Source organism: Alteromonas sp. G5_S2_22_S1 (assembly GCF_054968525.1).
Window position 1 is genome coordinate 1 of sequence record NZ_JBQKUJ010000024.1, and the last position, 21,856, is coordinate 21,856.

The 21,856-nt window shown below is 39.4% G+C and carries 17 protein-coding genes; 15 read left to right on the forward strand and 2 right to left on the reverse strand.

Translation table 11 applies throughout. The features are described from left to right. The 11 genes from ACTRWF_RS18270 to ACTRWF_RS18320 form a co-directional block, all read left to right on the forward strand. Window positions 1-1,154, forward strand: a 1,154-nt coding sequence (locus ACTRWF_RS18270; protein WP_462835985.1) for a hypothetical protein, incomplete at its 5' end; no start/stop codon positions are given. A gap of 96 nt (window positions 1,155-1,250) precedes the next feature. Then, window positions 1,251-1,586: a hypothetical protein gene (locus ACTRWF_RS18275; RefSeq protein ID WP_462835986.1), complete on the forward strand. Its 336-nt coding sequence runs from the start codon at window positions 1,251-1,253 to the stop codon at window positions 1,584-1,586. A gap of 2 nt (window positions 1,587-1,588) precedes the next feature. Beyond that, on the forward strand, window positions 1,589-2,719 hold the full coding sequence (gene wecB / locus ACTRWF_RS18280; protein ID WP_462835987.1) for a non-hydrolyzing UDP-N-acetylglucosamine 2-epimerase: 1,131 nt from the start codon (window positions 1,589-1,591) through the stop codon (window positions 2,717-2,719). Then, window positions 2,709-3,929, forward strand: a complete 1,221-nt coding sequence (wecC, locus tag ACTRWF_RS18285) for a UDP-N-acetyl-D-mannosamine dehydrogenase (RefSeq protein ID WP_462835988.1) — start codon at window positions 2,709-2,711, stop codon at window positions 3,927-3,929. Before wecB ends, wecC begins: the two co-directional genes overlap by 11 nt. Before the next feature lie 94 nt (window positions 3,930-4,023). Further along, window positions 4,024-6,783: a glycosyltransferase family protein gene (locus ACTRWF_RS18290; RefSeq protein ID WP_462835989.1), complete on the forward strand. Its 2,760-nt coding sequence runs from the start codon at window positions 4,024-4,026 to the stop codon at window positions 6,781-6,783. Between the two features lie 13 nt (window positions 6,784-6,796). Continuing rightward, entirely contained in the window at window positions 6,797-8,944 is a 2,148-nt protein-coding gene (locus ACTRWF_RS18295) for a hypothetical protein (RefSeq protein ID WP_462835990.1), read from the forward strand. Continuing rightward, window positions 8,944-9,798, forward strand: coding sequence for a GDSL-type esterase/lipase family protein (locus ACTRWF_RS18300; RefSeq protein ID WP_462835991.1), 855 nt, complete (start codon window positions 8,944-8,946; stop codon window positions 9,796-9,798). The genes ACTRWF_RS18295 and ACTRWF_RS18300 overlap by 1 nt, the downstream gene beginning before the upstream one ends. Next, window positions 9,779-10,507 (forward strand): sulfotransferase family 2 domain-containing protein, encoded by a 729-nt coding sequence (locus ACTRWF_RS18305; protein WP_462835992.1) that lies wholly within the window; start codon window positions 9,779-9,781, stop codon window positions 10,505-10,507. The genes ACTRWF_RS18300 and ACTRWF_RS18305 overlap by 20 nt, the downstream gene beginning before the upstream one ends. Before the next feature lie 9 nt (window positions 10,508-10,516). Beyond that, window positions 10,517-11,767 carry a hypothetical protein gene (locus ACTRWF_RS18310; RefSeq protein ID WP_462835993.1) on the forward strand — a complete coding sequence of 417 codons (1,251 nt, stop codon included), beginning with the start codon at window positions 10,517-10,519 and terminating at the stop codon, window positions 11,765-11,767. Window positions 11,768-11,787: 20 nt separating this feature from the next. Further along, the gene (locus ACTRWF_RS18315) at window positions 11,788-12,690 is read left to right on the forward strand and encodes a methyltransferase domain-containing protein (RefSeq protein WP_462835994.1); all 903 of its coding nucleotides are present in this window, start codon (window positions 11,788-11,790) and stop codon (window positions 12,688-12,690) included. Window positions 12,691-12,747: 57 nt separating this feature from the next. Next, window positions 12,748-14,040, forward strand: coding sequence for a glycosyltransferase family protein (locus ACTRWF_RS18320; RefSeq protein ID WP_462835995.1), 1,293 nt, complete (start codon window positions 12,748-12,750; stop codon window positions 14,038-14,040). A 7-nt stretch (window positions 14,041-14,047) separates the two neighbouring features. Here the strand turns inward: ACTRWF_RS18320 and ACTRWF_RS18325 are convergent, their stop codons facing one another. Next, entirely contained in the window at window positions 14,048-15,373 is a 1,326-nt protein-coding gene (locus ACTRWF_RS18325) for an alginate O-acetyltransferase AlgX-related protein (RefSeq protein WP_462835996.1), read from the reverse strand. Between the two features lie 18 nt (window positions 15,374-15,391). After that, a complete protein-coding gene (locus ACTRWF_RS18330) occupies window positions 15,392-16,087 on the reverse strand; it encodes a hypothetical protein (protein WP_462835997.1) in 696 nt (231 codons plus the stop codon). A 174-nt stretch (window positions 16,088-16,261) separates the two neighbouring features. Between ACTRWF_RS18330 and ACTRWF_RS18335 the strand changes: the two genes are divergently transcribed. From ACTRWF_RS18335 to ACTRWF_RS18350, 4 genes are all read left to right on the forward strand, one after another. Continuing rightward, window positions 16,262-17,533, forward strand: coding sequence for a hypothetical protein (locus tag ACTRWF_RS18335; RefSeq protein WP_462835998.1), 1,272 nt, complete (start codon window positions 16,262-16,264; stop codon window positions 17,531-17,533). A gap of 30 nt (window positions 17,534-17,563) precedes the next feature. Next, window positions 17,564-17,890: a hypothetical protein gene (locus ACTRWF_RS18340; RefSeq protein ID WP_239220095.1), complete on the forward strand. Its 327-nt coding sequence runs from the start codon at window positions 17,564-17,566 to the stop codon at window positions 17,888-17,890. Window positions 17,891-17,944: 54 nt separating this feature from the next. Further along, window positions 17,945-20,965, forward strand: coding sequence for a glycosyltransferase (locus tag ACTRWF_RS18345; protein WP_462835999.1), 3,021 nt, complete (start codon window positions 17,945-17,947; stop codon window positions 20,963-20,965). 67 nt (window positions 20,966-21,032) lie between these two features. Beyond that, window positions 21,033-21,854, forward strand: coding sequence for a hypothetical protein (locus tag ACTRWF_RS18350; RefSeq protein WP_462836000.1), 822 nt, complete (start codon window positions 21,033-21,035; stop codon window positions 21,852-21,854). Window positions 21,855-21,856 lie beyond the last annotated feature (2 nt).

The window sequence follows — 21,856 nt, forward strand, 5'->3', positions numbered from 1 at the left end:
AGCAATTGCGTGCAGAGCTACAGAAATCACAACAATACCTTGGTGATAATGAAGGCTTACAAGCTAATGAGAAAATACTTGAAGCAACCATTGATAACCTTCAGGTTAGCTTTGAGCAAAGTAAAGAGTCGCATATAAATGAAATTCAAGAACTCAATGCGAAGCTAAAGGCAAGCGAGGAAAAACAGAAAGAAACACACGGTTGGTTTGTTAGTAGAAAGCAGCAGGCGGAAGCCTTGAGCAAAGAAGTTGAAGCATTAAAACGTGAGAATGCACTTTTGGTGTCTAGTAAAGAAACCGCATCAGCGGTAGGTGAACTCGAACAAAAGCTTACGTCTTTACTAAACAAACAAAGCGAAGATAATATAGAAATAGCAAATGCATTAGGTAAGCACGTAACGCGATGCCATGAAGAGCAAAAAAGCAATATAGCAAGCCAGCTTGAGTTAAGAAAGCTCTCAGCTTTGTCTAGATTACCTATATCAATAGACTCACGTTCAATGGATGCACCTAATTTGGCGGAGTTATCATCATTAATAGCCTTAAACAACTATGATGTAATCATTGAATTCGGTAGTGGATTAAGTACAGTTGTAGCCGCCAGCGCTTTGCAAGATAGAAGTGCACAACAACGCAACAGCGATAACTTATTGAACGAAACAAGCAATATAAGTGATATTGCGAATGCGTTGCCTAAGCATATAGTTAGCTTTGAAGAAAGTTATGAGCATGGTCAAAAAACAAAAGAGCTTCTGTGCAATGCAGGGGTAGACGCCTACGTAGAGTTATGCCATGCCCCATTAGTCTCTGTTCCTAGTATTGATGGTTCTTTTGAAGGTGTACTCTTTTATGATTGCGCAGAAAAGCTACTAGAATTAAAACGTACTATTAGCGCAGATAAAGCAAGAGTCTTAGTAATTGTTACTGGCAGTGCGAATGAAAGCGACGAAGCACAAATGGCATATTGGGCGTTACCTTTAGTACTAGACTACCTTTCTCGGTGTAGTCTTACATTCTTTTTGAACAATAATGCAAATGAAAATAGCGACTTATCGGTAAAGTGGAAAGATGAGAGCAAACGCCGTCGTTTGGCAATCACCAGTGAGCATTTAAATACGCCCAAAGGCGCAACAATATTTAATATTCAACCCTAAGCATAAGTTCCCCCAGTTATTGAGTATTGCAGAGATGCTTGTTATCATCCGCGCTGATTTTTATCTCTGTGGTACACTGGAAGTAGATGGTAAAAAATGGATAAACTAAACGAAAATCACTCGCTAATTAAAGAAGCTAATCGCCTCTTTAAAGAAAATAAGTTCAGCGAAGCTGAGCAGTTTTACATGCAAGCGGCTAAAACACTAGGCACAGACTTAGTTGAAGCTAGTATATGGCTATGTAAAAAACGCCAAAATTCTATTAGCACCTCCTCTAATACAAATAGCAGTGTAGTATCGGCCAACACTGAATTCTATACTGCAGAAAACTTCTTAAAACAAAAAAAGCAGCTAGAGCAAACGCAACAGTTGCTTGAAGAGTATTATCAGCAATCGCAATCCCTAAAACTTCAGCTAATGCAGAGAAATTAAAAATGAAAGTATTAACCGTTTTTGGCACAAGGCCTGAAGCAATAAAAATGGCCCCCCTCGCAATAAAACTTGCAGAACAAGAGGGAATTGACGCGCGCGTTTGTGTTACAGCGCAACACCGTGAAATGCTAGACCAGGTTTTAGGGTTGTTCGAAATTACGCCAGAGTACGACCTAAATATAATGAAGCCAGGTCAAGATCTGACGGATGTAACCACTAATATTCTGCAAGGTATTAAGCCTATACTAGCCGATTTCAAACCTGACGTGGTTTTAGTTCATGGCGACACGGCAACCACTTTTGCTACTAGTTTAGCTGCATATTACCAGCAAATTGCGGTAGGTCATGTGGAAGCCGGCTTACGCACAGGGAATATTTATTCTCCGTGGCCAGAAGAGGCAAACCGAAAGCTGACGGGTGCTATTACTACATATCATTTCGCGCCTACAGAGACATCGCAGCAGAACTTACTTAATGAGGCTGTAGCCCCAGAAAATATTACGGTAACGGGTAACACGGTAATTGATGCTTTATTAGATGTAAGCGCTAAGCTAAAAAATGACACAGCGTTGAATAATGAAATGGCAGAGCGTTTCAGCTTTTTAAATAAAGATAAAAAGTTGATATTGGTTACAGGCCACAGAAGAGAGAGCTTTGGTGGTGGTTTCGAGCGCATTTGTAAAGCACTTGCCTATACAGCAGAGCAACACCCAGGATGCCAGATTGTTTACCCAGTGCATTTAAACCCAAATGTGCAAGAACCTGTTAATCGCCTGCTAAAAGGCGTGCCAAATATCACGCTTATTGAGCCGCAAGACTACCTGCCTTTTGTTTATCTTATGAATCAGGCTCATATTATTCTGACCGATTCAGGCGGTATTCAGGAAGAAGCGCCGTCTTTAGGTAAACCTGTACTTGTAATGCGTGACACAACAGAAAGACCAGAAGCGGTTAGCGCTGGTACAGTTAAACTAGTAGGTACTGACGTAGATAAAATTACCGCAAGCCTAAATCAGTTATTAACCGATGAAAAAGCTTACGAAGAAATGAGTTTTGCCCACAATCCGTATGGCGATGGCAAAGCATGTGAAAGAATTGTTGAAGTTTTAAGAGAGAAAGTTAATGGAAATTAATAAAACAGTATGCGTTGTTGGTATGGGATATATTGGCTTACCAACGGCTGCGCTTTTGGCAAACCGCGGTTATAAAGTACATGGTGTAGACGTTAGCAAGCATGCTGTGGATACTATCAATGAAGGTAAAATACACATTGTTGAACCAGAATTAGACACTTTCGTTTCTTCAGCGGTTAATAGTGGTATGTTAAGTGCTCACCTAGAGCCAGCAGAAGCAGACATCTTTTTGGTTGCTGTGCCTACCCCGTTTCATCACGACCAACTTAATGAAGTGACGAACTCACCGGTTCCTAACTTAGATTATGTGAAGAGTGCTACCAAAGCGATAGCGCCGTATGTTAAGCCAGGGAACCTAGTTTTACTAGAATCTACATCGCCGGTAGGCACAACAGAAATGATGGCTGAAGAACTAGAAGCGGCCGGTGTTGATTTATCACAAATTCATGTAGCTCACTCACCCGAGCGTGTTCTGCCTGGCCACATAATGCGAGAACTTATTGAGAACGATCGTGTAGTGGGTGGTGTTGACGAAGCGTCTACTAAGGCTGCAGCTGAATTTTACAGAACATTTGTCGAAGGCGAAGTGCTTGAAACTACATCGAAAACAGCTGAAATGGCAAAGCTGACAGAAAACGCGTTTCGAGATGTAAATATTGCATTTGCTAACGAACTTTCAATGCTAGCAGACGACATGGATATTGATGTTTACGAGTTGATTAAACTTGCCAACCATCATCCACGCGTAAACATTCTGCAACCTGGCTGTGGTGTAGGTGGTCACTGTATCTCAGTAGACCCTTGGTTTATTGTCAACTCTGCTAATGGCAAAGCCAAAATGGTCGAGCAAGCCCGCAGAACTAATGATTACAAATCTGAGTGGGTAGTTGAGAAAGTTAAAAATGCCGTACTTGAGTTTGAAAAAGAAAACGGTAGAAAGCCACAAGTGGCATGCATGGGCTTAGCTTTTAAACCTGATATTGATGACTTGCGTGAATCACCAGCGTTATACATTACTCAAGCTTTAAGTGAAGCTAATGACGTGGTAGCCGTTGAGCCCAATATTAAGAGTTTTGATGGGTTAAAACTTGTATCAGAAGAGCAAGCAGACAACGCAGACATTCTTGTCTATTTAGTTGCCCATAGCCAATTTAAAGCTCATAGCAAGAGTAGCAAAACTTTAGACTTTGCTGGTCTTTTTAAAGCCTAATTTATTTGGTAAGAGCCGACTTAAGGTTACCTTCAGTCGGCTCTTTTTTGTCTGAAAACTACTTACATCCACACTATACTGGGCTAATCTCAACATGGAATTAGACAAAGTCGTCGAATCAGCAAGAAAGTCAGCTGTTAATCTCAATTCTGATAATTATCTACCTCATAGTAACCGTATTGCTCTTTTCATTAGTAAGGGTATAAACACAGATAACGACAAAAATGCCTTAAGTATCCACGAATTTGCAAAGTCTCTTGTAAGTGACAAGGTGGATGCACTATGCTTTCCAAAGCCAACAGATTATCAATCGTTAATGAATAAGAAGGTGTCGTTAGATAGTGCTTTTAATGACATTGATGGGGTTAAATATATTACTAGCCTGCTGCCAGGCGAGTCTAAAGACTCTAATCGTTCGACTATCAATGACCAAATAATAGAACAATACGTTAATTTTCTAATGGTATATCGTCCTACATTGGCTATTATAAATGGTAGTATTGATGTTTTTATTCTAGCTTGTCGTGTCTGTCATCTTTTAAATGTCCCATTTGCGCTCCAGTTAAAAGAAAACGATCTATCACTCACTGATAATAGTGAGGAATTAGCAGTCTTTCGTTCTATCAATGACTTAAGAGCATGCTTGTTCGTTCCTGATGAGAGAACAAAAGAGAAACTTATAAACAGTGGTATAAATCCCAAAAAAATAGAGCTTGAAAAAAACATCTCTGATTGGATTGCCGAGTTCATCAAGGAAAGCACTTTCGATAATCTGCACAGATATTTGGACCCGTCGAATCGGCAGGGCAGCTCCCAAATTTATAATAAAACCAAACAGCCAAGTAAAGTAAAACAGCAAGTTACTAACCTTTCAGCAACTCAACAAGGTCCAATTTTCGGAAATCTTAATACACCTGAAAATATTGAATTACCGAAAAAAGAACCTCTATGGTTTAGCGTGCCGGTGAAGGAAGAACAAGAGCTTATAATTGAAGCGAGCTGTAAATATATTAATGTAGAAGATGTGAAGAATCGTAAGGCTGTATTACTGATTAACAGCTTCGATGCTGAAAATAAACAGGTAGATGTGCCGTGTGGCAAGATGGCAAAATCAGGTCACCTGAAAGCTTATTTTAAGTACATAGCTTGTACTGACAACCAAGCAAAGGAATTGCACTCATTCAAAGTGCCTAAAGGCATTACTAGCTTAAAATTGGGGGTGTGCGGATTTAACAATAAGGAGGGGGAACTTGTTGTTCTGCGCTCTTTGACTATGTCACCAAAGCCCGACAAATCAAAATCATCGCGATTTATACCCCCTAGTCAACAAGCTGCTGAAATCAGTATTTTTGGCTGGCCTGAGTTGTCGGTAAATAGCAAGCCTATTGTGATAGGCATAATGGATGAATTTACCACGGGTTGTTTTGAAAAAGACGTCAATCTAATTCAGCCCCGCCCGGATAATTGGTATGCACTTGCTGAAAAGTATAAACCAGATTTATTTTTTATCGAAAGTGCATGGAAAGGTAATTACGGTAGCTGGCAATATCGTGTGGCTAATTACACAAATAAGCCCGGGGATGAAATTGCTCATATTTGCCAATACGCCAAGGAAAACGGAATTCCAACGTTGTTTTGGAATAAAGAAGACCCTGTTCATCACGACAAGTTTATGTGTAGTGCAAAGCTGGTTGAACATATTTTTACAACCGATGCCAATATGAAGCAATCCTATACAGAAAAAACTGGTAATGAAAATGTCCATGCACTTCCGTTTGCAGCACAGCCAATGCTGCATAAGCCTGCCCCGCTAAATTCAAGAAAACCAAAAGCGTGCTTTGCAGGAAGTTGGTACGGTAATCGGCACGCTGAGCGAGGCGAAGCGATGGGGTGGTTGCTTTCTGCGGCAAAGAAACATGGCCTTGATATTTATGACCGAAATTATGGTACGGGTATTTTTCCTTTTCCTGAAATGTATGCGTCTGAAATAAAAGGAAGCCTACCGTATCTGGAACTTTGTGAAGAATATAATAAATATCGCGTATTTCTAAATGTTAACTCTGTCACAGAGTCACCCACAATGTTTTCTCGAAGAGTTTTTGAGCTAATGGCGTGCGGGACACCTATTGTGAGTACCTATGCCAAAGGAATTGAGAATATATTTGATTCGGACGCGGTATGGCTAGTAAAAAGTCAGGAAGAAGCAAACGAAGCTCTACATACGCTGTTCACTGATGACAATGAATGGCGTCGTCGTAGCTTGGCAGGTATTCGTGAGGTATTCGCTCGCCATACTTATGCACACAGACTCAATGATATTTTTGAGCAATTGAGTATAGAAAAGAAATTAAAAACAAACCCGAATGTAACGTTAATAGCCACAATCAACCATGTTCAAGAGATTGAGGTACTGGAACATTTTATCAATCAGCAAACTTATGAAAACTTTCGAGTAATCGCAATCGTTTCTTCAGAAGCATTGTTGAGCTCAAAGATCGGTAATCGTAAGCTTCAGGTTTTGCCTAGCAACCAGATAGATGAGCTAGTGCAGACAAATAAAACAGAAATGGACTTTGTTGGGCTTATCAGTACAAGCGGCTACTATGGACCTGATTATTTGAGAGATTTGGTAAATGCAAGTTTGTATGAACCAGAAGCTGCCGGGTGGGCAAAAAGTATTGAAAAAGACCATTTTTGTTACGGCCAAAAAGTTTCTATGGCAGGCGTAATTTGGCAATCCAATATGCTTAGTGAAATACTTAAGATGGATATAAATAGTCACTTTTCGAAACCAAACTTGTACGTGATAGATAGTGATCAGTTTAGTGTATTTAAAGAAATGACGACAAATTAGTTTGGGGATGAAAATGACAAAAAGAGTTTTAATTTGTGGTAACCCCGACCTTAACTATATAGATGGTTCCTCCATCTGGGCACAGACAATAGCCCTGGCAACATCTCAATCAAAAAAGGCAAAGGTCGATTTCATTGCAAAAAGTAAACCCGAGAGAGATGAGCTTTTCGCTCCTTTAAAAGCTGATCCAAATATTACGATTGTTAACGGTACTGAGTCTAAGTTTTGGGGCGGTGCTGCTTATCGTCGATTGTCTTTATCTATGATGGCAGAGTTAGTTATTAAATTAGATTTCGAAAATCCATACGATGCTATCGTTATAAGAGGTTTAGAAATAGCTTTGCAGCTACTAAATACACCAGACACCTTAGAGCGTTGTTGGCTATATTTAACAGATATTCCACAAAACATTAGCGACTATTCGTCTGAACAACGTAAGGAAATGAAACGGCTTGGTGAGGGGTGTAATAAGTTACTTTGTCAAACAACAGGGTTTGTAAAACTTTGGAAAGAGCTCGCTCCAAGTCTCAGTGATGATAAGTTTAAGCTTTACACTCCAGTAATACCTGATTTGCCAGAAAATCTGACGCCAATTGCAGATAGGCCTCAAACTGCAGTTTATGCTGGCAAGTTTAAGGGCGATTGGATGACGCTAGAGATGGCTAATTTGTGGCCCGAGATTCACGCCAAGCTAAGCTCAAGTAACTTGGTCGTAATTGGTGACAAAATACATAACGAGGTTGAAAACCCAAATTATGTAAAGGATATGAAAAGTGCTTTAGAATCTACAAAAGGACTAAATTGGTTAGGTGCACAACCTCGAGAAGTGGTTCAACATCATTTGCAAAATGCACGTGTTGGCCTATCTTGGCGACACGAGCGAATGAATGAAACGGTAGAGTACTCGACAAAAATTTTAGAGTATGGGGGCGCAGGTTGTGCCGCCATACTAAATCGAAACTCACTTCATGAACAATTGCTCGGCGTTGATTATCCATTATTTGCCAATAATGAAAAAGACTTTTTGGAAAAACTTGAATTAGCTTTGTGTGACTCAGAGATTGCACAGCAGGCTTCAACCTCTTTGAAACAGCTAGCTGAGCGTCATACATTGAGTGAACGTTCCAAGGAGATCTCTAAATGGCTTGACGAAGTGCCACCGCCACCTAAAGCTAAAAAAGTCATCAAAATATTACTAGCAGGGCATGATCTAAAGTTCTTCACTTTGCTCCAAAAAAAGCTTGAAGCTTCAGGGCTGTTTGAATTTGTAATTGATCAATGGGAGGGTCATACCAAGCATGACGAAGTGAAGAGCAAGAGTTTATTAAAAGAAGTCGATGTGATTTTTTGCGAGTGGTGTTTAGGTAATATCAGATGGTATTCAAAAAATAAATTGCCCAATCAACGACTGATAGCCCGTTTCCATGCACAGGAATCTCGGACTCCGTATTTGGCGGAGTCGAATTGGGACAACATTGATCATATTAGTTTCGTAAGCGAGCACACTAGGAAAGAGGCACTGGACATATTTAAGGGCTTTCCTTTAAGCAAGACTTCGGTAATCCCTAACTACTTGGATACTGAAAAATTTACCCCTAAAAGAAAAACCGGAGAAGCGTGCTTCACCCTAGGTATGGTTGGTGTAGCACCTATGAGTAAAAGATTAGATAGAGCGCTCGACTTGCTTGAAGCGTTGCTAGAAAGTGATGAACGCTTTTGCCTACGTATAAAAGGAAAACATCCACTCGATTATGGTTGGCTGTTAAATCAAGAGGAAGAACGTCTTTACTATCAAAATATCTTTGAGCGCATTAACAGTACGCCCTCTCTTCGTTACAAAGTAATCTTTGATCCACCGGGTGACGATGTAAACGACTGGTTCACTATGGTTGGGTTCATTTTGTCTCCGTCAGACCATGAGTCGTATCATATGGCAATTGGCGAAGGGCTTTTGACAGGCTCTATACCCATAATCTGGGATTGGAAAGGAGCGAGTACAGTGTGGCCAAATCAGAAAGTTGTTAAAAATACTAGCGAAGCCAAAAAGTTTCTAAGAAACTTTGAAGTAACTGAACTAACTCAGAATCGAACTTTAAATTTTGAAACAAATGAAGTACTAGAGAAAGTAGCTAGTTTATTGCTAAAAGGTATGGATAGCTAATGAGAAGAAGTATCAGATTGAAAGAGTGGGGAGTCAATCAAAATCTCGTAAAAGTTCCTGCGGAAGAATATTTAGCCCTGCGTCCGAATTTGGAGAAAAAGGAATACTTCTTAAATACTGATTCCCAGGGGTTTATCGTCAGTAACGAATGCCTCAAAAATTTAGAGCAAAGCGTCTTTTTCTTGGGTGACTCTTTTGTAGAGTCAATGTTTGTCAGTGAAGGGAAAAGATTCACTGACCTATGTGAAACTTATTTTAACGAAAAGTTTGGTTTCTCTTGTCGAAACGCGGGTTATTCAGGCGCCACAAGTCTGCATTTGTTTAATAGTTTTTTGAACAAAATTGTACCTTTTAAACCTAAAATTCTATTTTTTATACTGCCATCAAATGATGCATTATCGCTCGCAAATAAGAATCTGTACTGGACTAATACTAAAACGTTATCACCTATCATTCCTCAACAATTTGGAGTAGAAAATGCTCCGATTTTGAATAATCGAGAAAGCATTAGGGCGATGATAAGATCGATTCATGAAACATGTGTCTCTTTTCGAATAAATGTTGTTTTTTGCACATTTCCGCATAGGACAACAGTTTTCGGTGATTCATTTACCAGAAAAACCTATAAGTCAAAGTCAAATTTTAATAGTTACGTGGAAAGGCGAAAAATCGCCAATGATATACTAAGAGGCTATTGTTCTAGACGGAATGCTCCATTCATAGATCTAGAATTAATCATGGAAGACTTTGAAGCTTATTCAGTAGATGATGTTCATTTGGATGAAAAAGGTTCACAAAAAGTGTCGCAAACAATTTTAAGTTGGTGTGAGAAAAATGAGAAATCACTATTTTGAAAATGTAAAAATATATAAAGAGTTCAATAGCCACTCTTATATATCTATTAAGAATAAATATTATTTTCACTCGATAGGAAAAGCTGCAAACAGTACCGTTAAGCACTATCTTTATACGCAAGAGTTAATCGGTAGTGGTTTGAAATATAAAACTGTGCACGATAGGTTAAATTCGCCGCTAGTTTCGCCTTATCAATTGAGCGATGATTTATTGAGTTCTGTAATGAGTGGCGATGAGTACTTTAGGTTTACCTTTGTGAGAAACCCTTTTTCTAGATTACTATCTTGCTACTTAGACAGACTTCAAGATCAAAAATCAGCTCCTTACAAAGAATTCATGAGGTATGCTCAAAACTTAGGAATCATTAAACAGCCTTCCTTTAGTGACTTTATAAACGTCATATGTACCCAGTCTGACAAAGAGCAAAATAACCATTGGAGGGTGCAATACTCTGACGCTATGTGTGCTGCAGTTAAGTACGACTTTATCGGTAAGCAAGAGACTTTCGCATTAGATATGACAAAAGTTTGGAAGATAATCTTTGGAGCTGAAAAAAGTGAAAAAGATTTCCAAGAGAACAAATCTCCCTCAAAAACCGGGTCGAGTGAAGCAATTAAATCTTACTGGAGCGATGATTTAATAGAATTAGTTGTGCAACGTTACAGTCAAGATTTCGATTACTTCAACTATTCTAAGAAACCGTTTTGATATAAAAATATGTATGAAAAAAAATTACCTTTAACATCCTTTGAAAATGCTGCCTATAGCATAGAACAATACAAAAACGTTTTTTTTCATGATGAGTTAAATGATAAATCCATTTCATCATTTCGTAACCCAGGTTTGCACAAAATAAAAATTTTTGATGGGATCTATCTAGATATCTTCACATCAGGTCTCACTCAAAAAGCTAATGAAACACAATTCTTTCTTGTTGTCTTCGGGGGCGCAGTCTCTGATAGGTTGGGAAAAAAAGCTCCCTTTTTTTCCGGAAAAGGGATTGCGCGAGAGTTAGAGATGAACTTCTTAGCAATATCGGATCCTTGTTTAGCCCTTAACGATAAACTGGCTTTGGGTTGGTATCTAGGTTTTCCTCCTGTAGGGGATTTAAGTACAAAAATAGCCAATATTCTTGATGAGATCTGCCATAGATTTTCATTAAAAGCTTGCTTAGTCGGCGGTTCAGGTGGTGGGTTTGCAGCTATAAACGTGGGCTCTAAAATGAATTCTGCACCTAAGTGTTTGGTCTGGGGGCCTCAGACATCCGTGTCCAAGTATTCTGCCACTTCGGTAGCAGAGTTTATCAATTCCACACTGCAACTGGAAAAAGAAGTTAATTCAGATTCAGATTTTTATCAAATACTTGATGAAGCAGGCGTTCACCACGACATCACTTCCGCCAATATCGATAACTTTTCTCAGTTAATATACTTACAAAATGTGTCAGACTCTCACATCGCCAAACACTTAGCTCCTTTTGTCTGCGGTAGATTGGGAGACGAGATAGTTCAGAATGTTCATATGATTGGTGACGAAGACAAGCTAATTTGTTTATGTGACTGGGGGAAAGGGCACATACCGCCCCCTCGCGACACGACTTTAAAAATTCTTTCTGTAATGTGCAGGTTAAATGACACTACTAGCACTTTTTGCAATGCATTGACCGATACATTAAGTTCAAACAGGGTTGTTATAAAAAACTTACCTCTTGATAGTTTTCAAATAGAGGCAGAAGTCAGTGGCAATGTAGTGCACGGTAAGGCTACAATTAAAGAATGTGACCATCTGTATTTAAAATATTCGTACTATCTGATAATAAACGGCACACGTGAGAATGTTAGGCCGTACAGCTACAATTCTTCTTTCACATTTGATTTAAACAAGTCCGGGTTAAAGTCGGTTTCTATTATTGGCTTTGCTCTCGATATACTTGGGAACAAGTTACGTAAAAAAATTTCTATCGCTTAAAAAATATTTGGGATTTAATTATGAACGACAAAAGCGAGTTTGATGTAGCAGCTTACTGGGAAAGAAGATATTTAAACGGAAAGTCAAGTGGACCAGGTTCTTATAATAGATTAGCACGATTTAAAGCATCGTTTATTAATAAGTTTTTACATGAAAAAAATGTTGTATCCGTAGCTGAAATGGGGTGTGGGGACGGCGCGCAACTCGGTTTAATCGAATACCCGCGGTATATGGGTCTAGACATCAGTAAAACTGCTGTCGAAATATGCCGAAATAAATTTTCAAACAAACCTAATCTCTCTTTCTCGCACTACAATCCTAGCGACTTTAATCTGCCTAAATTTAAAGAAAAATATGATTTGGCTTTGTCGCTTGATGTAATTTATCATTTGTCAAATGATGAAATCTATCAACAGTACCTTGAGACGCTTTTCGGCTTATCTTCCAAATTCGTAATTATCTACAGCAACTCTCAAGAGTTTTACACAAAAGGCGTTAACGAAGATGCTGAATATGTTAGGTTTAGAGATTTTATAAGTGACATAAAAAAAGGTTTTCCAAAATGGGGATTGATAGGAATTGAGCCAAATTACTATCCATTTAACTTATCCTTAGCCGACGAGACGTCCATAGCTGATTTTTACATTTTTAAAAAGAATGCAACAAAAGAAGAAAGGACTCTGTCTTTGGAAAATTCTGAGCTCGCGTTCTTTATAAGAAAAACTGTTCAGAAACAAATAATGGCAGAAGAGCAAACGCAAAAAGTCTTTAGTGAACTAAAGCAAGTTTCATCTATACTCGAGGATGTTCAGAGTCAATTGGCGGAGTTAAATAAACGTTCGATATCTTCTAGTGAAAGGCACAATTCAACGTCAGTTGAAAGTGCATTGAAAGATAAGATTAATTTCAAACTAGACAACTAAAATTTCAAAGCTTTTGGGTAATCTTTCAATAGTATTTTCAATTTACAGGTTTTTATAATGAAAACTCTATGTAATGTTAAGTTGGCTGTAATTGTTGACAGCTTCACTTTTGAGTGTCTTCAAAGTGAATTTGAACTCACAGTATTGACGGTAAAAAACTTTAAGGAGGAGTTAAAACACTTCCAACCCGATTTCCTATTCGTAGAAAGTTGCTGGTTTGGAAATAATAACCAATGGGGCAGCCTGATGTATGGCAATTCATACAATGCGCCAAATCAAATGCATGAGTTAGCCAAGGTTGTTGAATATTGCAAAAAAGAGGGTATCCCTACTGTCTTTTGGTCTAAAGAAGATCCAGTTCATTACGACAAATTTGCCCCCACAGCCAAGTTATTCGATTTTGTATTTACTACAGATGCAAATATGGTCGAAAGCTATAAGAAAGACTTCGGGATAGATGCAGAGCCCCTATGTTTCTTTTGCCAGCCCGCAATACACAACCCTTCAGAAGTTATTCCTCGAAAAAATAAAGCTGCTTTCGCCGGTTCCTATTATTCAACCAAAAAAGAACGCTGCGCAGATTTTGACGTGTTAATTGACGCACTAAAAAGAGCAAATGTTGAATACGATATTTTTGACAGATGCTTATATAGAAAAGAGTCAAACCTTAAATTTCCTGAAAGGTTCAAGCAAAGCGTGGTTGGTCATTTAAAGCCAGATGAAATGTGGAAAGCTTATAAAGGCTATAAGTACACAATCAACATGAATTCAGTTAAACAAAGCCCTACTATGTTTGCTCGCCGTGTATATGAATCGTTAGCTTCTGGTACACCTGTAGTTAGTAATTATTCTAAAGGCGTTGTTGAGCAATTTGGCGATATCGTTTGTGCCAGCGATAACCCTGACGAAATTGTAAGCTTTCTAGAGAAAATGCAAGATGAAAGCGAATACAGAAAAGTAGTTGAGAAAGGCGTGCGTGAGGTGCTAAGCAAACATACGGTGGCAGACAGGCTAAAACAAATTTGCAGTAGAATTGGTATAGCTATTACCGACCACTTACCAAACGTTTATTTGGTTGCTAATGTTAGTAATATAAATGAAGCAGAACACGCTTATACGGTGTTTACTAACCAGACTTACAGAAACAAGCGACTTGTGGTAAACATGGTAAATGAGAGCGCGCTTTACCCTTACCTATTAAAAACTAATAGCAACACAACATTCAGGTTAGTCAACGAGTTTACTCAGCCTCCTAAGGGACTTCGTGTTGAATTAACAATGGATAAAGAGTTACCAACTACTGCTTTAGAAGATGCGGCGTTAAAAACTCTGTACAGCGCAAATCTCTAAATTGTCTTTACTTTGCGTTCATTTCGTCAAGTACTCGAGCGAGGCTGGTTACAATGGCAGACGTTTTTTCAGTATTATGAACTACGTCGGGTAAATGAGTTAACCTGCGCTTTTTGTCCTTTATATAATCCGAAATCTTAATATCAAACGAAGGCGCTTTTACTACAAACCTTGCGTTAGACTGAGCTAACAAATAGTCAGGTGCTATCTTATCAACCAACTCTTTATCAATGTTACCTGCGGTATGGAAAAATACTACGGTTCTGAAAATTCTGGCTAAATAGTTAAACATGGAATAAACAGAAGACGAGCCAAATACTAATAAGGTTTGTTCGTTTAAAGCGTCAGGGTTATCTAAAATAAAAGCCCTGCCAAAATTGGGAAGATTGTTATCGTAAACAACCACTCGGTTATAATTAAACGTAGTAAGAAAATCTTCAGCATGCCTTTGAGTTGGGTAAATTTTAGAGCCAAGGTCGCCAGCCATTACACGCTCTACGTATACATCATTTTTGAAAAGGTTTTCTATGGAAGTGCAGTCTAAGCCTAATTTTTTTGCTACTTCCATTGTAGCTACTCTAGCACCATGACAACTCCAATGCGTGTCACAAACTCGAAAGGTTCGTTCTTCAAAATGCTTCAGCGCATCAATTGGTGTAACTAAGCTGAAAGAGTCATCAACAAGCTTAGTTAATTGGTCTAGCGGCGTATGTTTTGATTTTTTGAAAGGGTAGTGCTCTTCAACAACGAATTCTTTAGAAGGGGCGATAAGAAATGCACTCTTTCCAGCTTGACTCAGCGTCAAAGAGCTAAAAGTATTGGCGTAATCAGCCCAATTTTTCTTTTCTGCCCAACTGAGTTTTGTTTTACCTGTAAACTGTTCAACACTTTTGTTGGTGTCGTTATCAAGGTACAACCAATTATCTTCGCCCTCCAAAATTTTAAACACGCCCTCTATGTTCACTTCGTAAATTACGTGAAAGTGGCTATTGTGAACAATTGCTATAGCAATATTAGACGATTTGGGAGTTAAAGTATGGTCGAAACCACAAAGTGACTCTTGTTGAAAATTACGTTCTACCGAAGCCACTTTCTCGATTACGTCAGGCCTTTCAGTATTCAAATTAAGTGGAAAAATCTCGTATCCGTCTAGTAACACTAAAGTCGCATTATTCTGAAGTTTTTTAAGAAGCCAGCCTTTTATTCTAATGCCTTCTTTTTCAATAAGATTTCCTTCGTGCTCAGCACCATTGCTGGGCTCATCCAAACACCATTTGAATTTATCACTGACGTCAATGCTCGTCTGCTTCACAGAAATTGTAAAAACTGCCATTATTTTCTTATCATCCTATCAAAGATAGTTATCAACCAGACTATATTCATCTTCCATTAAATATTTCAAATTGCTTAAAGTGCTAGGGATTCCTGCTTTAGTGCGGCTATTTCGATGCAGTGGTTTCAACGACAAATTAAAGTCTTTATTTAATAACTCAATTGAGGTCGCAAAGTTATGCATCGAGCCTACAAAACTAAACTCTTGAATACCAACTTCCGAAAAAAATCGTGAGTAGGTAGTTACCATATAAGGTATCGAGCGCTCTTTTATTATCCTTTCTACGATGTCAGATTGGTTTTCGATGCCCTTCGATATATATAAATTATGAATGGTTTCATAGTGAGGGTGTTTCGATTGCAGATCTAGCAAATGTCCCACTAAAGACCAAATACGCTGAATGGGGTCGCGCACCCAGACCATACTGTTAGCGTTAGGAAAGAGTTCGCTATGTCTAGGGTGGGGTTTAAAATGGCCGTGTACCACTTGTGAGCGTGCAGAAACTTGAATCGCGTTTCCTTGCCCCAGAGACCTTGCTTCGTCAGGGTGGTAAACATCAAAAACACTAGAACGACCAAATTCTCTGTAAAACATTTGGCGAAGAGAACTGCCAGCCGTTTTAGGGATGTGATATGAAAGCCACTGTATGTCTTCGGGCTGTGCTGTTCCGTGTTTGAATCGAAATAGTGATGAAAGCGTTCTTATTAATGTCATAGTACATCTGAAACCTTGCTAGCGGCTCAGTATAACAGAACTTTTGTTTCTACCACACGCGGCCGAACAAAGTTTTAAATGAGTTATACATTCCAGTTTGTTATAATGAATGGCTAATAACACGGAAGGGTCACTGACTAAACGTATCCCTTTGCTAGGTTTGAGAGGAATTTAATGTTTTTAGTTTGTACAGCTGAACACTCGGTGTTGTGGGAGGCGCTGTGTAAATCTTTATCTTTGTACACGGTCAACTCTATTGCTTCTTCCGATAGTTCGAAAGTGCTTAATGTTGTTGTAAAGCCTGTAACGAAAGCAGATTTCAGCCAGCAGAAGCAGACGCTAGAAAGTGCTCAGGTAGCGCTGGTTACTTTTCCCCCTGAGTTTCAATTAGCTGCAGCTTTGTGTAGTGAAGAAGAATTTACCCTACAAGCCGTAACCAACAACCTAAAAGCAACGCATTTACTTGCTGAAAGTGAATTGATTGATCATGTGTGTTCTATCGAGAATCTAGCGAGCGATCTATGCAGTAGCGACGCAGGAAAGGCAATTGCGCATTACTTTTCTGATATACAAACGCCTGACTTCTCTGTGCGTGCAATTGACAGCGCAAAGTCAATATTAAAACTAGAGCCCGAAATAAAGTCTTTATACAGCCAAATTAAGCAGTTGTTCGTGACTGGTTGTGATGCTCAACCATATGCTGACTCCTCTCACAGAGATGCCGCAAACCTCCTCATAGAAAGTATGCGAGAGCTATATCAAAGCAAAGAAGAGAGCCAAATCTTAATTGAGCAATTAACTCGCACGCAGATTGAAGTTGCTAAATTAACGAGTTTGCAGCGCTCGAAAGAAGCTTCACTAGAGCAAGATATATCGGTACTAACCTCACAACTTTTTGTGTTGCAGTATCAGTTAGAAATGGGAGGAGGGCTGACTTCTTCTAACAAATCGAAAGGTATCGCTGCGCAAGCCGCAAGAAACAACGAACTAAAGCTAGAAAACGAGAAGCTTAACGCAAAGCTTAAGCGTAAGTCTCAAGCGGAAAAACAGTTGCGCTTGCAAGTCGCTGAGCTGCGCTCAATTAAACAGTCACCTTCTTGGAAAGTCACTAAGAGTATAGACAAATTAAACGCCAAAGTAAGCCGGAATGCTAAGCAACGAAGAGAGTTACTTGAGAATGTGGCTCTTGTTTACAGCAGTGATTACTTTGACGCAGACTGGTACCTTTCGACTTACAAAGATGTAAAGGAGTCTGGTGTAGACCCAGCTGAGCATTATTTGGTCTTTGGAGCTAAAGAAGGGCGTCGACCTTCAGCAGAGTTTGATGGAGACTGGTATTTGAAAAGAAATACTGATGTAGCTAAGTCTGGAATGAATCCACTATTACACTTTTTGAAATACGGAAAAGACGAAAAGAGAGCGCCGAACAGGTTTTCTTCTTTTTAGGCCATTTCGAATTAAAGGAACTTTATACCTATGAATAATGAGAAAGGCTCGATTATAGAGCAAGCTAGTCTTCTATTTTCTCAAGGTCAGTATGAGTTGGCCAAAGCACTGTATGAAAAGGCAAGCAAGAAGTATGGCGAGCATTTATTTAAAGCAAATATTTGGTTGTGTACTAAACGACTTGCGCAGCTTGAAAATGGAGAAGAAACCGTAAAAGTACCTCTGCCGAACTTCGCAGCAAGTAGTGCCTCTTCTCCTTCATATGCAGAGGAGCAGCTAGAGGAAACTCAAGCTAACTTAGAAAAATACTACTTTGAAGCGCAGAACTTGCGCAACAAACTGTTCGATATGCAGTAAGAACAAATATCGTCATTGCCTTTTTTCAAATTTTCAAATTATAAAAGTATTGCCATGGACTTAGCACAAGATAGATTAACTGAAGTCGCATCTAGCCTAGCTGCATTTGAACTCAATCCAATTAAACGACACATAGCTGGTCGAATCGCATATATAGTTAGCCATGGTGCAAGCTATGCAAGCAACGGTTATGCAATAAGAACGCAAGGTGTAGCCGAAGCACTAAACATGAAAGGCTTTGAAGCTTTGTGCTTCATACGCCCAGGCCGCCCATGGCAATTGGATGAAAACGCGAAGGTTAATACTCAAGAAGTTGTAAACGGCGTTCGCTATATCCATGCAGGTAAAGACGGAATTTTTCTACCTGAAAGTGAAGAAGAGTTTTTGCGTAAGTCCGTAGACTACTATGTACAAATGTTTCAGCTATTTCGCCCTCAATTTGTCATGGCTGGCAGCGATTATAAAGTAGGTTTGCCAGCCCTAGTGGCTGCTTCTCAATTAGGACTACCTTTTTTTAACGAGGTCAGAGGCTTTTGGGAACTTTCTCAAGCCACTCGTCAGCCTTCATATGTAGATTCAGAAGAATATGTAGCACAATCGACTCGCGATTCCTTTGTTGCAGCCCAATCGACGGGTGTCTTTACGTTAAATGATACAATGAAGCAAGAATTGATTGCGCGAGGTGTTAAGAGCGATCTAATTCAGTTAGTGCCTAACGGGCTCTCAAGTGTCTCTCAGTTAAATGCAAATTCACAGGAACTGCGAGAAAGTTTAGGTATAGATGCGAACGACAACGTAATAGGCTACGTTGGCAGCTTCAATTCTTACGAAGGCATTGAAGACCTTATTGAAGCTGTGGCTCAACTAAATGCGACTGAACAAACTGTGAAGTTGTTGCTTGTAGGCGATGCTTCAGCAATTACTAAACTTGGTGCAAGCAGCGATTTAATAGATTCGGCACCTTGGCTGATAAAAACGGGAAGAGTCCCGCACGACGACGTAATCAAATACTTTTCTGTAATAGATACCATTGTTATTCCTCGTAGAAACGAGCAGGTCTGTACGATAGTACCCCCTATGAAGATAGTTGAGGCCATCTCTTTTGGTAAAAAGATAGTGGTTTCAAATGTTCCTCCGCTTCAAGAGTATGCAGATAATTATGATTCGGTATTAAGCTTTAATGCTGGCAATGTTGAAAGTCTTCTTTCAGCGCTGAAGCTTTCTGCATCTCTTCCATTACCACAGCCTGTTACCAATTTACTCTTCTCAAATCATGTTGACGTAATGGTAAACGAGTTTAATAAGTGGACTGAGAAAGATAACGCGAAAAAAAGCGCGTCTAACGCTGTCATGCCTAAGAGCCCTGCTTTTGATATCAAAAAGCCAAAACTTAGGGCTATATCCATTATGGATGAGATATCTGAAGAGTGCTGGCGCTATGAAATGACAAGCTATCCAATTAGCAGGGCTAACTATGTAGAACAAGTGGCTTCATCTACGGCAAACTTTTGCTTCTTGGAAAGTTGTTGGAAGGGCAATAAGGGCACATGGGAGTACGCATTTACATCACCGGGCTTGAAACACAACAATGCTCAAGCGTTGTTAGACCTAATTCCTCAAGTTAAGCAAAAAATGCCTATTGTGTTTTGGAACAAAGAAGATCCAATGCACTATGATAAGTATTTACCAATAGCTAAATATGCGGACGTTATTTTTACAACTGATTCAGAAAAAGTAGCTAGTTATAAAGCAGACGTGCCTGATGCGGATGTTTATGCCGTGCCTTTTGCCGCTCAACAAAAAATTTGCAACCCTTCAGGACGATTTAAGACAGAGGCTGAGTCAGTTTGCTTCGCCGGCTCGTACTACGGCGTTGGCCATGACGAACGTAAACGCCAAATGGATGCGTTGCTACCATCAATTATAGAATTTGATGGCGCTATCTATGACAGAATGTCGAAGGTAGATAGCGACAGGTACAAGTTCCCGCCACAATACACACCGTTTATACGCGATGCAGTACCTTTTACCGAAGTTGTGCAGCTATACAAGCGATTTAAAGTTTTTTTGAATGTAAACACGATAGTGGAGTCACCCACAATGATGTCGCGTCGTGTTTATGAGTTGCTCGCTTGCGGCACACCTGTTGTATCTACTCCTTCAAAAGCAATTGAAGAGCAGTTTTCTGGCATAGTACAAGTTGCTAAAGATGCTGATGAAGCCAACGTTATCATTGAGCGCTTGCTGACTGACGGACATTACTGGGAGAAAACGTCTCACCTCGGCTATCGAGAAGTCATGACTAAGCATACCTATGCTCACCGTTTAGTGAATATTGAAAAAGCGATAGGCATTAATAATGAGCGAGAAGAACCACTAGTTAGCATTATTACGTGCACAAGACGCCCTGAGATGATTGATCGTATTGTCACAAACATGACGCGCCAAAACCATTCGAATATTGAGCTCATCTTAGTACTTCAAGGGTTTAGCCAATCTCAGTCGGAAGAGCTAATTGGTAAACTGAAGTCTGTCGATTCTAACATTAAGCGTGTTACAGCAATGATTAATGATAGTGAAGATACGCTGGGCGAGCGGTTTAACAAAGCGGCAGAGAAAGCGAGCGGCGAATATATCGCTAAAATGGATGATGATGACTTCTATTTCGCTAATTACCTGAAAGATATGCTAATACCGTTTACCTTTGGTGATTATGGCGTTGTAGGTAAGAAAGAGCTTTATATGTATTTATCTGGTTCTGACAAACTAATAAAACGCTTCCCGGGTAAAAAACATCAAGAAGCAGATTTTGTAGCAGGGGCTACCCTAGTATTCAAGGCTGATGTTTTTCACAAGTACAAGTTCAAAGCGGTTAATAGAGGTGAAGATAGCGAACTATTGAATCGTTTAAAGGCGGACGGCATTAAAGTTTACGCCTCGGACCCTTTTAACTTCATTGTATGGAGAGGGAACGTTGAAGCTCATACTTGGGATGCAACAGATGAGTATTTCTTGTCAGGATCCCAAACGGAGATAGTCTCAGACCATTTGAACAAAGATCTCGTTGCGTTTTAGTCTAAAATAGCGGCTTCTATTAAACAACCAGCTGAAATTTATAATTTTTGTGTATAAGCGAGTGCTTGTGAAATTTAATTTTTTGATTCCCCTAAAAACAACCAAAGTTTTTGATAACTCTAATTGGTCAGAAGACAAAGAAAAACACGAGTTAATCAAAGAAAACTTAGTAAGAACACTTATTTCAATCGAAGGCGCGGCAAGCCAAGTAAGCGATAAAGTGGAAGTAAATGTTTTTGTAAGTGGACATGAAAACCCTTTAACCGATATGGAAAAAATTTGGTGCTACATAAATATTGTCTTCGTAGGAAATGACTTTCCTAGACCGACTGAAAAGAGTCTCTACATGAATGATAAGGAGTTGAAGAAGACTTCGGCAATTAAAGAGCTCAAAAAGACTATGGAGCAAAACAAGGAAGAATCTTCCATTGTAATGCTACTTGATGCCGACGACTTGGTTGCTACTGACTTTTTCCATACAGTGCTGTCGACTTTTGAAGAACAAAATTGTGATGATATAGCCATGATGTCTGGTTATCTTTGTGATAAGAACAATCAAGCGTTTGGTTATCTAAACGGTATAGATCGAATATTTTATAGGAATTGCGGCTCATCGTTCATTTCAAAGGTTAAGTTGGAAGACTTAGAGATCGGAGGTTTTGTTAGTAGATTGAGGAATCATGTAAGATTTCACGAGCAAGCGAAAGATGCATCAAGAAATGTTTATTATTCGTTTGAACCAACAGTCCTCTATCTCGTAAATCATGGCGAAAACGACGTGTCGGAGAGGCATGGCGAGCACCACATGATTAACTTTGTAAAGCAATACCTATGTTCGGTAGAACAAATATCGCAAGTTAAGGAGAAGTTTCCTTCATTGGTTCTTTAGCG